The organism is Actinomadura logoneensis, assembly GCF_003428695.1.
In the GTDB taxonomy this organism is placed as follows: Bacteria; Actinomycetota; Actinomycetes; order Streptosporangiales; family Streptosporangiaceae; genus Spirillospora; species Spirillospora logoneensis.
In genome coordinates, this window is record NZ_QURH01001010.1 from 1 (window position 1) to 12459 (window position 12459).

The 12459-nt window shown below is 73.7% G+C and carries 11 protein-coding genes; 6 read left to right on the forward strand and 5 right to left on the reverse strand.

The genetic code is table 11. The features are described from left to right. The first annotated feature begins 111 nt into the window (after positions 1 to 111). On the forward strand, positions 112 to 1989 hold the full coding sequence (locus DZF91_RS34790; protein WP_199487104.1) for a hypothetical protein: 1878 nt from the start codon (positions 112 to 114) through the stop codon (positions 1987 to 1989). A gap of 74 nt (positions 1990 to 2063) precedes the next feature. Here DZF91_RS34790 and DZF91_RS34795 read toward each other — a convergent pair whose 3' ends face one another. Beyond that, complete coding sequence (locus DZF91_RS34795) at positions 2064 to 2396, reverse strand: DUF3817 domain-containing protein (RefSeq protein WP_117361298.1); 333 nt, start codon at positions 2394 to 2396, stop codon at positions 2064 to 2066. A gap of 127 nt (positions 2397 to 2523) precedes the next feature. Here DZF91_RS34795 and DZF91_RS34800 point away from each other — a divergent pair, with 127 nt between their 5' ends. Beyond that, positions 2524 to 3279 carry a DUF2127 domain-containing protein gene (locus DZF91_RS34800; protein ID WP_117361290.1) on the forward strand — a complete coding sequence of 252 codons (756 nt, stop codon included), beginning with the start codon at positions 2524 to 2526 and terminating at the stop codon, positions 3277 to 3279. A gap of 103 nt (positions 3280 to 3382) precedes the next feature. After that, positions 3383 to 4072: a DUF4230 domain-containing protein gene (locus DZF91_RS34805; RefSeq protein ID WP_117361291.1), complete on the forward strand. Its 690-nt coding sequence runs from the start codon at positions 3383 to 3385 to the stop codon at positions 4070 to 4072. A 122-nt stretch (positions 4073 to 4194) separates the two neighbouring features. Here DZF91_RS34805 and DZF91_RS34810 read toward each other — a convergent pair whose 3' ends face one another. After that, positions 4195 to 5385, reverse strand: a complete 1191-nt coding sequence (locus DZF91_RS34810) for an acetyl-CoA C-acetyltransferase (RefSeq protein ID WP_117361292.1) — start codon at positions 5383 to 5385, stop codon at positions 4195 to 4197. 83 nt (positions 5386 to 5468) lie between these two features. On the opposite strand from DZF91_RS34810, the gene mce reads away from it, so the two are divergent. The 3 genes from mce (at position 5469) to DZF91_RS34825 (ending at position 9352) form a co-directional block, all read left to right on the forward strand. Continuing rightward, positions 5469 to 5894, forward strand: a complete 426-nt coding sequence (gene mce, locus DZF91_RS34815) for a methylmalonyl-CoA epimerase (protein WP_117361293.1) — start codon at positions 5469 to 5471, stop codon at positions 5892 to 5894. 381 nt (positions 5895 to 6275) lie between these two features. Then, the gene (locus DZF91_RS34820) at positions 6276 to 7634 is read left to right on the forward strand and encodes a DivIVA domain-containing protein (protein WP_117361294.1); all 1359 of its coding nucleotides are present in this window, start codon (positions 6276 to 6278) and stop codon (positions 7632 to 7634) included. Between the two features lie 254 nt (positions 7635 to 7888). After that, on the forward strand, positions 7889 to 9352 hold the full coding sequence (locus DZF91_RS34825; RefSeq protein WP_235834781.1) for an AI-2E family transporter: 1464 nt from the start codon (positions 7889 to 7891) through the stop codon (positions 9350 to 9352). A 72-nt stretch (positions 9353 to 9424) separates the two neighbouring features. Here DZF91_RS34825 and DZF91_RS34830 read toward each other — a convergent pair whose 3' ends face one another. The 3 genes from DZF91_RS34830 to DZF91_RS34840 form a co-directional block, all read right to left on the reverse strand. Then, entirely contained in the window at positions 9425 to 10219 is a 795-nt protein-coding gene (locus DZF91_RS34830) for an alpha/beta fold hydrolase (protein WP_117361295.1), read from the reverse strand. 165 nt (positions 10220 to 10384) lie between these two features. Then, positions 10385 to 10699 carry an ATP/GTP-binding protein gene (locus DZF91_RS34835; RefSeq protein WP_117361296.1) on the reverse strand — a complete coding sequence of 105 codons (315 nt, stop codon included), beginning with the start codon at positions 10697 to 10699 and terminating at the stop codon, positions 10385 to 10387. Positions 10700 to 10751: 52 nt separating this feature from the next. Beyond that, the gene (locus DZF91_RS34840) at positions 10752 to 12254 is read right to left on the reverse strand and encodes a 3-hydroxyacyl-CoA dehydrogenase (protein WP_117361297.1); all 1503 of its coding nucleotides are present in this window, start codon (positions 12252 to 12254) and stop codon (positions 10752 to 10754) included. Positions 12255 to 12459: the final 205 nt, after the last annotated feature.

A 12459-nucleotide genomic window follows, 5' to 3' on the forward strand; every position in this document is an offset into this window, starting at 1 on the left:
GCACGGGCGGGGCGGCGGGGCGGCGGACCCCCTCGGACGCGCGCCCCCGGCGGAACGGGGGCGAGGGCATCGGCGCGTGGAGGAGGCTGGTGCCGTTGGGGAGCACAGCCGGTGGCTGACCTGAGCCGCGTGCTCCGGGCGGACGCGCGGCGGGCCCGGCCTCTGGCCGGCGCCGCCGTGCTGGCCGCCTCGGGAGTGGCCGCGGCCTGGCCGACGCTCCTCCCCGGCGTCGCCTACTGGGACAACTCCATCGTCGCGCTGGTGAACGCCGTCCGGGTGATGGGCCCGGTCGCCGCCGGGTTCGCCGCCCTCGCGGGCGCGCGCGAGCGGCGCCTCGACTACCTGCGGGTCGTCACGGCCCGGTCGCCGATCACCGGGGTGCTGCTCGACCTGGCGCTGCTGATCATGGTCGCGCTCGCCTCGTACGCGGTCGTGGCCGCGGTGATCGTCGTCCGGACGCTCATGCGCGAGGAGGCCGGCCACCCGGACCTGCTGGGCCTGACGGCGGGGTCGGCCGCGCTGGCGCTGCACGTCACGGCGGGCTACCTGGCCGGACGCCGCGTCCCGCGGCCCGCGACCGCGCTGGCCGTCCCGGCCGTCGCGGCCCTGTGGGCGGCGGCGCGGCTGCCCGGGACGTCCTGGTGGAGCCTGCTCCCGCCCGCCGCGCTGCACCGGGTCGAGCTGTTCACGACCCTGAACCCCGGCGTGCTGGCGGACCAGACCGTGTGGGCGACCTCCCTGGCCGTCGGGCTCGCGCTCGCGTACTGCTGGTGGGCGACGCGGCGGAACGTCCTGCTCCTGGGGGTCGCGGCGGCGCTCGTGCTCGCGGGGGCGGTCACCGTCCGGCTGCACGGGACGCACGGCACGGCCGTCCAGGCGGACCCGGCGGAGGACGTGTGCCACGAGTGGCCGCTGCGGGTGTGCGTGCACCCGGCGCTCGCGCCCGCGCTGCCCGCGCTGGAGGAGACGCTGACGCCGCTCGCCGCGCGCCTGGCGGACACTCCGGCGGCGTTCACCCGCGTGGAGCAGCGTCCGCGGCCCGGACCGGCTCAGGTGCGGAACGGGCTGGTGCGCGTGTACCTGCCCGGCGAACTGGGGCGGGGCTTCATGGGCGGGGTGCTGCGGGACGTCCGGGACGGCCTGCTCCGTCCGGACGCGTGCGCCGGGCGGGCGCGTCCGCCCGTGGAGTACGAGTCGCTCGTGGACGCGTGGCTGCTCGGCGACGCCGCCCCGGCGATCTCCGACCGGGGCGCGGCGCGCCGCTTCGGCCTCTGGGACGAGGAGGACCGCCGCGCCTGGCTGCGCGCCCACTTCGACCGGTACCGGCGGTGCTCGCTCGACGCGTCCGACTTCACGGCACGGGCGCTCGCCGCGACCGCGGACGGGAACGGTCCGGACGACACCGCGGTTCCGGGCACGTCACCGGCGGACGGGCCGCTCTCGCGCTCGTCCACGTCGGCCGGATCGCCGTTCGGCCCGCTGGGCGTCGGAGCCGCACCCGGGCCTGGGACCGGAGCGGGGACTGGAACCGGGGCCGGGGCTGGAACCGGACGCGGGACCGGAGGCGGATCGGATGCGGAATCGAGAACTGGCGGTGGTGCGGCTTCGTCGTCCTCGGGCGGGGCGTCCACACAGCGCTCGTCGGCGTCCGAAAGGGGGCGTTCGGTTCGCCTGCCGTCCGCCAGGCGGTTCGCGGGACGGTCATCGCCCCGCCGGACGGCATCACGCCCGTCCGTGGCAGCCGAGAAGTCGCCGCGTGCGGCGCGGTCGGGCGGCAAGGGTTCGACGGCGCGGACATCGTCCGCCGGACCAGCCGCTCACGGACGCCACACCAAGGCGGCCAAGCCGCGATGGAGCGCCGGGACAAGGGGTCCGCGCGGCGCGGGCGGGTCGGGTGGCTCAGGCCCGCCGCCGTTCGGAAAGTGGGCGGGCAAAGGAACGCGCCCCGCGCCGGACGACCTGGATCAGGAGGCCCGGCGGGGGCGCTAGGACCCTCTGCGCGGCCACGACAGGACCCCCCAGACCCGCCGCGACCACGCAGAAGCTTTTGTGTTGTGCTGCGCTCAGGCCACCTGCCGCTCGGCGGCCCCGTCCGTCCGCCCCGAGGCGTCGGGAGCCGGCCGGAGCCAGTTCCGCTCGACGAAGAACGGCGCGACGGGGAGCACCGAGGCGATGAGCGCCAGCAGCGTCCGCTTGTTGTCCCAGCCCACGGCCCCGCGTCCGGCGAGGACGAGGATGACGTAGGCGATGAACAGGACACCGTGGATCGGCCCCATGATCTGGACCACCACCGGCTCGCCACCGGCGTACTTGACCGGCATGGCCACGAGCAGCAGCACCAGGAACGAGACGGCCTCGGCCACGGAGACGATCCGCAGGCTCTTCACGATGTCCACGTGCACCTAACGTACCGCCCCCTTCGCAGTGTTTCGGACGGCCCTATGACGCTGCTCACATCCGCGCTCCGGCACCGCTCCCTTCCGGGCCTCGGCCCGCGGCCCCGCGCACCTCTAGGGTGACCGCGTGGACTGGAGTTTGCTCACCTGCGCGCGCCGCGGACACATCACCTACGCGCCCGACGAACCGCAGCTGCGGCTGCGGCTGCACACCGAGACACCCGTGGGCGAGGCGTGGCGGTGCCTGCGCTGCGGCGCCTACATCCACGGCGAGCCGCACGGCTCGGGCCCGGCCGACCACGCGCCGCTGGTCAAGCGCGGCAAGGAACTGCGCGACGCGTTCATCATGCGGTTCTTCGCGGTCGAGCGGCTCATCCGCGGCCTGGTGGTGCTCGCCGCCGCCTACGGGGTGTGGCGGTTCTCCGAGCACCGCGGCTCGATCCAGCGGATCTTCGAGAAGGAGATCCCGCTGCTGCGCCCGCTGGCCGACCAGGTCGGCTGGGACCTGGACCACTCCAAGATCGTGGAGTCGTTCCGCAAGGTGTTCGACCTGACGCCCGGCACGCTGCGCTGGCTGGCGGTGGGGCTGCTGGTGTACGCGGCCGTCGAGATCATCGAGGCGGTCGGGCTCTGGCTGCTGCAGCGCTGGGGCGAGTACTTCGCCGTGGTCGCGACGTCGTTCGGGCTGCCGATCGAGATCTACGAGCTGACCGAGCGGATCACCGTCGTCCGGATCGGGGCGCTGCTGATCAACATCGGACTGATCGTCTACATCGTGGCCACCAAGCGGCTGTTCGGCGTGCGCGGCGGCAAGGCCGCCCACGAGGCGCACCTGCGCAGCGCGTCCCTCCTCGAGGTCGAGGAGGCGGGGGTGGCCGACTGACGACCGGCCTGTGCGTCCCCGGGCGACCGCCGGACTCGCCCCTGGGCGGCCACCGGACCGCCCGTGGCGGCAAGGTTTGCCAAGAATTGGGCATGTTGGGGGCATGAAGCCAGCACCGCCTCAAGAGACACCGGCCCCGGCCAGGCGGGAGCGCCGGTGGGGACGGCTCGGGGTCCCGCTCCTGCTGGTGGCGGCGACCGTGGCCATCGTGCTCGTCGTCCAGAACGGGCTGCACATGCTCCCCCACTGGCTGAACCCCTTCGCCGAGGACACCAAGGACCGCAGCGGCCCGGCGCTGCTGCGGTCCGTCCGCGACATGCACCGCTACCAGGCGGCCAGCGGCGACTTCCAGGTCGTCGTGGACCTGGACAAGGAGGCCAAGTACCTGCCGGGCTCGCTGCGCGGCCGGCGGACGCTGTTCATCGGGCAGGGCTCGGTGAACGCGTACGTGGACTTCTCCCGGCTGGGTTCGGGCGCGATCACCGTCAACTCCGACCGGACGGCCGCGACCGTCCGGCTCCCCCACGCCCAGCTCGACTCGACCAACCTCGATCCGAAGCGCAGCTACGTGTTCTCCACGCAGCGCGGCCTGTTCGACCGCTTCGGGGACTTCTTCAGCTCGAACCCGAACGACCAGCAGCAGCTGTACGTGCTGGCGTCCCAGAAGATCCAGACGGCCGCGCAGCAGAGCGGGCTGCAGACCCGCGCCGACCAGAACACCAGGACGATGCTGGAGAACATGCTCCGCGCCCTGGGGTTCAAGACCGTCACGATCCAGCAGGCGTCCCAGTGACCGCGCGAGCCCCCGTCCGGCGGTGACCGGACGGGGGCTCGGCACGACCCGCGAAGCGCCCGAGGGCGCCGCGCGGGTCAGCGTTCAGCGGGTCGGCGTTCAGTCGGCCGGAGCCGCGGGCCTCAGGCGGACGGGACGCGCAGGATCAGCGCGTCGCCCTGGCCGCCGCCGCCGCACAGGGCCGCCGCGCCGACACCGCCGCCGCGGCGCTTCAGCTCGTAGGCCAGGTGCAGGACGAGACGCGCGCCGGACATGCCGACCGGGTGGCCGACCGCGATGGCGCCGCCGTCCACGTTGACCTTCTCCGGGCCGACGCCGAGGTCGCGCATCGACTGGATGCCGACGGACGCGAACGCCTCGTTGATCTCGATGAGGTCGAGGTCGTCCACGGTCAGCCCGGCCTTGCCGAGCGCGTGCTTGATCGCGTTGGACGGCTGGGAGTGCAGCGAGCTGTCCGGACCGGCGACGTTGCCGTGCGCGCCGATCTCGGCGATCCAGGTGAGCCCCAGCTCCTCGGCCTTCGCCTTGGACATCACCACGACGGCGGCGGCGCCGTCGGAGATCTGCGAGGCGGAGCCGGCGGTGATCGTGCCGTCCTTGGCGAAGGACGGGCGCAGCCGGGCCAGGGTCTCGACCGTGGTGTCGCCGCGGACGCCCTCGTCCGTCGCGAACACGATCGGGTCGCCCTTGCGCTGCGGGATCTCGACGGGCGCGATCTCGGCGTCGAACCGGCCGTTCTTGATCGCGTCGGCGGCGCGCTGGTGCGAGCGGGCGCTGAACTCGTCCTGCTCCTCGCGGGAGATGCCCAGCTTGGCGTTGCCGCGCTCGGTGGACTCGCCCATGGAGATGCCCTCGAACGAGTCGGTGAGCGCGTCGTAGGCCATGTGGTCGAGCACCTCGACCGAGCCGTACTTGTAGCCGCCGCGCGACCTGGGCAGCAGGTGCGGGGCCTGGGTCATGGACTCCATGCCGCCCGCGACGACGATGTCGAACTCGCCGGCGCGGATGAGCTGGTCGGCGAGCGCGATGGCGTCCAGGCCGGACAGGCAGACCTTGTTGATGTTGATGGACGGCACGCCCATCGGGATGCCGGCCTTGACGGCGGCCTGGCGGGCGGGGATCTGGCCGGCGCCCGCCTGGAGCACCTGGCCGAGGATGACGTACTCGACCTGGTCCCCGGTGATCCCGGCACGCTCCAGCGCGGCCTTGATCGCGTGCGCGCCGAGGTCGGCGGCGGTGAAGTCCTTCAGCGAGCCCAGCAGCCGGCCGATGGGGGTGCGGGCACCGGCGACGATGACGGAACCGACGGACAAAGGGGGCCTCCACGAGAACGTACGGCGGGACGTTTGCCACGATACTCAGCAGGACCGAACGTTCTCCGCCCCGGGGAGGAAGCATGCTCACCCGCATCGACCACATCGGCATCGCCTGCCACGACCTGGAGGCCACGGTCGCGTTCTACCGGGAGACCTACGGGTTCACCGACGTGCACTACGAGACCAACGAGGAGCAGGGCGTCCGGGAGGCCATGCTCAGGATCAACGAGACCGGCGACGGCGCGGCCAGCTTCATCCAGCTGATCACTCCGATCCGGGAGGACTCGACGGTCGCGAAGTGGCTGGCCAAGAACGGCGAAGGCGTCCACCACATTGCTTTCGGGACGGACGGGGACGTCCAGGACGAGGCGGACGGAATCGCCGACAAGGGCGTCCGGGTGCTCTACGACAGCCCCCGGCGCGGGTCGCTCGGATCCCGGATCACCTTCCTGCACCCGAAGGACTGCCACGGCGTCCTGACCGAGCTGGTGCAGAAGAGCTCCTGACCCCGCGACCCCGGACGCGCCCGCGAACCCCGCGCGGACGACCCCGCGTGGACGACCCCCCGGCCGTCCGTCCGGAACCGGCGAGATCGTGACGTGATCGATATCACAGGCACTCGCGGGGACGTCCCGGGCGGTGCGCTGTAACCGTTCGGACACTTCTGGTGCATTTCACGGCGGAAACCCCGGCGGGACCGAGCGTCCGGGACTCAACGGACAAACGGGACAAACCTCCCAGTCCGTTCGGTTGAGCCCCCAACAGCACAGCACCCGGAGTACGCTGCATTCGCCGGAAGAGGTCTGGGGCGGCGCGCCCCTCAGGCAGGCGATCGTCCGGTCCCCGGAACCTTGGCCCGTAGCCCCGTCACACCAGGATTGAGCCACATGCAGTCCGACATCGACGCCCAGCTCAGCAACTTCTTTGAAGACACGCCCCCGCGCGAGTTCGACGTGGTGCTTCGCGGCTACGACCGGCACCAGGTCGACGAGCACATCAAGCAGCTCGACAACGAGGTCCGCACCACCCGCGAGCAGACCTCGCAGCTCCAACGCGAGCTGTCGGACGCGCACCGCCAGCTGCAGGAGCAGGAGCGGCCGACCTACTCCGGCCTCGGCGCCCGCATCGAGCAACTCCTCCGGCTCGCCGAGGAGCAGGCGACCGAGCTCGTCCAGGCGGCCCGCAGCGAGGCCAACGAGATCAAGGCCGCCGCCAAGGTGGAGGCCGCCGAGCTGCGCGCCACCGCCGAGAACGACGCGTCCGAGCTGCGCGCCACCGCCCAGCGCGAGTGCGACGACATGCGGGGCGCCGCCGAGCGCGAGGCCGAGGAGGTGCGCACCGCCGCCCGCCGCGAGGCCGACGAGCTGACCTCCACCACCGAGCGCGAGGTCGCCAAGCTGCGCGCCACCGCCGACCACGAGGTCGCCGAGAAGCGCGCCGCCGCCGAGCGCGAGATCGCCAAGCTGCGCACCACGACCGAGCGCGAGGTCGCCCAGCTGCGCGCGTCCACCAAGCGCGAGCGGGACGAGATCCTCACCACCGCCAAGCGGCAGGCCGACGAGATGCGCGCGCAGGCGCAGCGCATCCTGGAGGAGTCCGAGGCGCAGCGGGCGCAGGCCGAGGCGGAGTTCGAGATCCAGCTCGCCGCCCGTCGCGAGGAGGCCGACCGGCAGGACGCCGAGCGGCACGCCGCCGCGCAGCAGGCCACCCAGAAGCTGGTCGCCGAGGCCGAGCAGCGCGCCGCGTCCGCCGAGCAGCGCGCGGCCAAGGCCACCCAGCAGGCCGAGCAGACGCGCCGCGAGGCCGACTCGCACGCCAAGCAGCTGATGGCCAACGCGCGCAAGAGCTCCGACCAGATCATCAGCGAGGCCAAGGGCCAGGCCGAGCAGCTGCTCAGCGAGACCAAGGCCGAGGCCGAGCGCATCCGCACCGCCGCGCAGCGGCAGGTGGACGAGCTCACCCGCCAGCGCGACAGCATCACCAGCCACCTCAACCAGCTGCGCCAGCTCATCGGCGGCGTCGGCCCGGCGCTCGGCGGCGTCGAGGAGGCCCCGGCGATCGAGAAGGCGGCCCCGCCCGCTCCGGCCCCCGAGCCCAAGCCCAAGCCGGTCCCGGCGCAGGGCCAGTCCGGGCCGTCCGGCCAGGGCAACGGCCAGGCCAAGCCGCAGTCCGCCGCCAAGCCCGCCCCGAAGGGCGCGCAGGGCAAGAAGTCCGACGAGGACGACGAGGACTGGTGGCAGGAGTGACGACCTGACGGCCGTCCCGGCGTGACGTCCCGGAGGCCCAGCGGCATCTGCCGCTGGGCCTCCGGCTTTTCGCCTGTTCGGCGCTGCCCGCATGGGGCCGCGCGTCTCGCGTTCCCGCCCGGTCTCCGTCTGCGCGTCGTCGCGGCTGCTCGGGGACGCGCCGACGGTGGTTCGAGGACGGTTAACACGGCTTTACCCGATGTATGGTTTTCGTCCTGAACGTCCGCCCGGACGAGGACCTGAGGAGAGCCGGAGTGCCCCACGACACCCCGCCGTCCCCCGGGGCGGAATCCCCCCGCGCCACGGGAGCCGCCACCGCGTCCGACGAGGCCGCCCGCGCCGACGGGAAGGCCGCGCCGGGCACCGAGGACACGACCACCGGCGACGCCGCGAAGGCCGTGAACGGAACGACGGCGAAGGCCGCGTCCGCCGACCGCTCCGACGCTGACGACACGGTTACGGACGCGTCCGAGAGCGCGTCCGAGGGCGCGTCCCAGGGCGCGTCCGACAGAACCGACGCGACCAGCGAATCCGGCGGGGGCGACACGACGGACGAGGCCGTGGCCGCCGGGGCCGTGCCGGTCGCCGTCGTCTCGGTGGTCAACGAGGCGGACGCCGTCGAGCAGGTGGAGCAGCTCAAGCAGGAGGCGAAGGCCGACCACCGGTTCCCGTTCGGACGGCCCGGCGAGCCCTTCGGGCGCCACCACCCGTTCGTGTTCGGATTCACCGCCGCGCTCGGCGTGATGACCGCCTACCTGCTGCTGAAGGCCGCGACGGGGGCCCGGTCCACGCTGGTGACGATCGTGGTGGCGATGTTCCTCGCCGTCGGGCTGAACCCGGCGGTGGAGCGGCTGAAGCGCCTCGGGCTGTCCCGCGGCTGGGCGGTCGCCGTGGTGTTCCTCGGCGTCGTGCTGTTCTTCGCCGGGGTCGTCGCCTCGCTCGTCCCGCCGATCGTGGACCAGGTGAGCGGGCTGACCCAGGACCTCCCGCACTACATCGAGCAGCTCCAGGGCAACCGGCGCATCGCGGACTGGGACCGCCGCTACCACCTGCTGCAGCAGGCGCAGGACAAGCTCAACGACTCCAAGTTCCAGCAGGACATGGCCAACTGGGCCGTGGACGTCGGCAAGCAGGCGCTCAGCGGCACCTTCAAGACGCTGACCGTGCTGATCCTGACCCTGTACTTCCTGGGCTCGCTGCCGCAGATCAAGGCGTTCTTCTACCAGCTCGTCCCCCGGACGCGCCGGCCCCGCGTCGCGCTGCTCGGCGACGAGATCCTGGACCGCATCGGCGGGTACGTCGCGGGCCAGTTCACGATCGCGTTCATCGCGGGCCTGACGTCCTACATCTTCCTGGAGATCCTCGGCGTCCCGTACGCGCTCGCGCTGGCGTTGATCGTCGCGGTGACCGACCTGATCCCGCTGGTCGGCGCGACGATCGGCGCGGTGATCGTGTGCCTGGTCGCGTTCCTCACCGGCGTCTACGAGGGCGTCGCGGCCGTGATCTTCTACGTGGTCTACCAGCAGATCGAGAACTACCTGGTCTACCCGCGCGTGATGAAGAAGACCGTGGACGTCCAGCCCGCGGTGACGATCGTCGCGGCGCTCATCGGCGCGGCGCTGCTCGGCGTGGTCGGCGCGCTGATCGCGATCCCGGCGGCCGCCGCGATCTCGCTGCTCATCCGGGAGATCGTGCTGCCCCGGCAGGAGTCCGCCTGACCCACCGCCCGACCCACCGCCTGCTCCCCGGCGACGGCCTCCCGGCCGGGACGCCGCCGCCGGCGGAGGCGGTCAGCGGGCGGAGCCGGAGAGGGCGGCGGCGAACTCGGTGACGGCCTGGTTGAACAGGTCCGGCTGCTCGACCGGGACCAGGTGCCCGGCGCGCGGGACGACCAGCAGCTCGGCGTTCGGCAGCGCCTCGGCCATGGCGCGGGCGTCCGCCTCGGACGACAGGGCGTCCTCCCCTCCCACCATGACCAGCGCCGGGACCTTCACGCCACGGAGCGTGTCGAACGAGTCGGGGCGTCCGGCCATCGCGCGCTGCGCCCACGCCGCCGCGTGCGGCGGGGTGGACTGGACGAGCCCGCGCACCCGGCCGTAGACCAGGGCGCGCTGCCGCATCGTGGTCGGCCCGACCAGGTGCGGCAGGAGCTCGTCCACCAGGACCGACACGTCGTCGTCCCGCTCCAGCCGGTCCGCCTGCGCCAGCCGCGCCGCGCTCGTCCCGGCGTCGTCGGCGGAGCCGCGCGTCGCGCACAGGACCAGGCCGAGGACGACGTCGGGATGGCGGCGGCACAGCGCCATCGCGACGTACCCGCCCATGGACACGCCGCCGACCACCGCGCGCTGGACGCCGAGGGTCCGGAACATCCGGGCGACGTCGTCGGCCATGGCGTCCACGGACGGCACGTCCGAGCCGAGCACCGACCCGCCGAAGCCGCGCAGGTCGGGGGTGACGACGCGGAACCGGCCCGCCAGCGCCTCCCGCTGCGCCAGCCACATGGCCGAGGACAGCGGGAACGCGTGCAGCAGCACGAGCGGCATCCCGGCCCCGACGTCCCTGGCGTACAGCTGCACGACGGCCATGACAGCGCTGCCCCTCCCCGTTGACGACCTCGACCCTCACCAGCCACTCGGTGGTCAGCCAATCGTCACCCGGCGGGCGCATCCGGCCGACACCTCTGGCCGCGATCGGCCGTCCGGGTTTGTCCGCACGGCGCCGGGCGCGCCCCGGCGCCCGGGCGGGGCGTCTCAGTACCTGGGGGCGTTGCGGGACCGGACGATGTTGGGCGTGCGCCGCAGCCGCGCCTGCCAGCAGGGGCGGTGCCAGTGCCGCCGGTCGTCGGCGCCGCCGCGGTCGGCGGGCCAGGCCACGACGTGGCCGACGCCGGGGGGAATGAGCTGGTCGCAGCCGGGGCAGCGGTAGGACTTGGCCGCGTTCGCGCCCGCGACCGTCCGGACGTGCCACTCGCCGTCCGGGCCCTCCTCGGTGTCGTCCACCCAGGAGGCGCCGCCGCCGGAACCGCGCCGGTCCGGCGTGCTGCGGCGGTTCTTCCGCGGGCTCATGCGATCAAGGATAGAGGCGCGGGCGGGGTGCTCCCCGCCCGCGCCCGGGGGGTCAGCGGAAGGTCAGGCCGAGGTCCCACTGCTCGCGCAGCCGGTCGCTGACGCCCGGGTTCGCCTCGTCCGGGTCGTACTCGAGCTGGTCGAGGGCGCGGCCGATGCCGAGCCGGTCGATCTCCGCGATCGGGCCCGCCGGGTAGCCGCAGCCGAGGGCCATCGCGGCGTCGATCGCGTCGGCGTCGGCGTAGCCCGCGTCCAGCATGGCGACGGCGTCGTTGAGGTACGGGAAGCGCAGCGCGTCCACGATGAACCCGCGGCGGGCGCGGCAGCGGACCGGGGTGAGGCCGAGGCGGGCGACGAGCGCGACCGCGCGGTCGGCGGCCTCCGGCGGGGTCACCGGGGTGACGCCGATCTCGACCAGCGGGCGGTCGGCCTCGGGCTTGTGCGCGGCGAGGGCCCCGCCGCCGGTCAGGCCGCCCTCGCCGAGGACGACCGCGCCGTCCTTCGCGCGGCCCTCGACGGCGGCCAGGTCGATGTCCTCGCCGGACGCCACGACCAGATCGGCCTCCTCGACCTTGGCGGCCGGGGCGCCGGCGGCGTTCACGGCGGCGGCGAACGCGCGCGACAGCTCGCCGTCCCCGACGATCGCGACGGACGGCGGCGGGCCGTCCTGCGCCGGGCCGGCGTCCGCGGCGGCGTCGCCGTAGGAGTAGAAGCCGCGGCCGGTCTTGCGGCCGAGCAGCCCGGCGGTGACCAGCTCGCGCAGCACCGGGGCCGGCGCGTGCCGGCGGTCGCGGGTCTCGGCGTAGATCGCCTCCAGGACCTCCAGGCAGGTGTCCAGGCCGATCAGGTCCATGAGCGTGAACGGGCCCATCGGGAGCCCGCCGCCGGCGGTCATGGCGGTGTCGATGTCGTCGCGCGTCGCGTGCCGGGTCTCCAGCATGGACGCGGCGTCGTTGAGGTAGCCGAACAGCAGCCGGTTCGCGACGAACCCGGCCCGGTCGCCGATCACCACCGGGGTCTTGCCGAGGCCCCTGACCAGGGCGGCGACGCGGTCCACCGCGCCGTCCTCGGTCAGCACCGTCCCGATGACCTCGACCAGCTTCATGACCGGCGCGGGGTTGAAGAAGTGGACGCCCACGACCTTCGCCGGACGGCCCGTGGCGGCGGCGATCGCGGTCACCGACAGCGAGGAGGTGTTGGTCGCGAGGATCGCGTCGTCCCGGACGACCTTGTCCAGCTCGGCGAACACCTTGTGCTTGAGGTCCAGCCGCTCCGGCACGGCCTCCACGACCAGGTCGCAGTCCGCCAGGTCGCCGAACGCGGTGGTCAGCCGGATCCGGTCCAGGATCTCGCGCTGCCCGTCCTCGGTCAGCCTGCCGCGCTTCACCGCCCGTCCGGTGGACTTCTCCAGGTGGCCCCGGCCGCGCTCCAGCGCCTCCTGGTTGATCTCGACGCCGACGACGGCGAGTCCGCCGCGCGCCAGCACCTCCGCGATGCCCGCACCCATGGTGCCGAGGCCGACGACTCCGACCTTGCTGAACGAACCCTCACTCATGGAGGGCAGTGTCCCAGAAGCCGCGACGCCGGGCGGACGGGGGCTTGCGCTTCGGGGCATCCCCGGCTCCCGCGCCGCCCCGGCCGTCCCGGCCGTCCACCCGCGATCCCGGACCGCCCGCCGCGCGTCCCCGGGGCGCACCCGGCGCGGCTCACCGGGCGTGCGCGGTGTGCCGGTGCCGCGGACGCCACGGCGCGGCCGTCAC

Bases quoted from the DNA above. Each gene is read 5' to 3' on its own strand.
- DZF91_RS34820 (WP_117361294.1), top strand. From the start codon at position 6,276: ATGCAGTCCGACATCGACGCCCAGCTCAGCAACTTCTTTGAAGACACG.
- mce (WP_117361293.1), top strand. From the start codon at position 5,469: ATGCTCACCCGCATCGACCACATCGGCATCGCCTGCCACGACCTGGAG.
- DZF91_RS34840 (WP_117361297.1), bottom strand. From the start codon at position 12,254: ATGAGTGAGGGTTCGTTCAGCAAGGTCGGAGTCGTCGGCCTCGGCACC.
- DZF91_RS34830 (WP_117361295.1), bottom strand. From the start codon at position 10,219: ATGGCCGTCGTGCAGCTGTACGCCAGGGACGTCGGGGCCGGGATGCCG.
- DZF91_RS34805 (WP_117361291.1), top strand. From the start codon at position 3,383: ATGAAGCCAGCACCGCCTCAAGAGACACCGGCCCCGGCCAGGCGGGAG.
- DZF91_RS34835 (WP_117361296.1), bottom strand. From the start codon at position 10,699: ATGAGCCCGCGGAAGAACCGCCGCAGCACGCCGGACCGGCGCGGTTCC.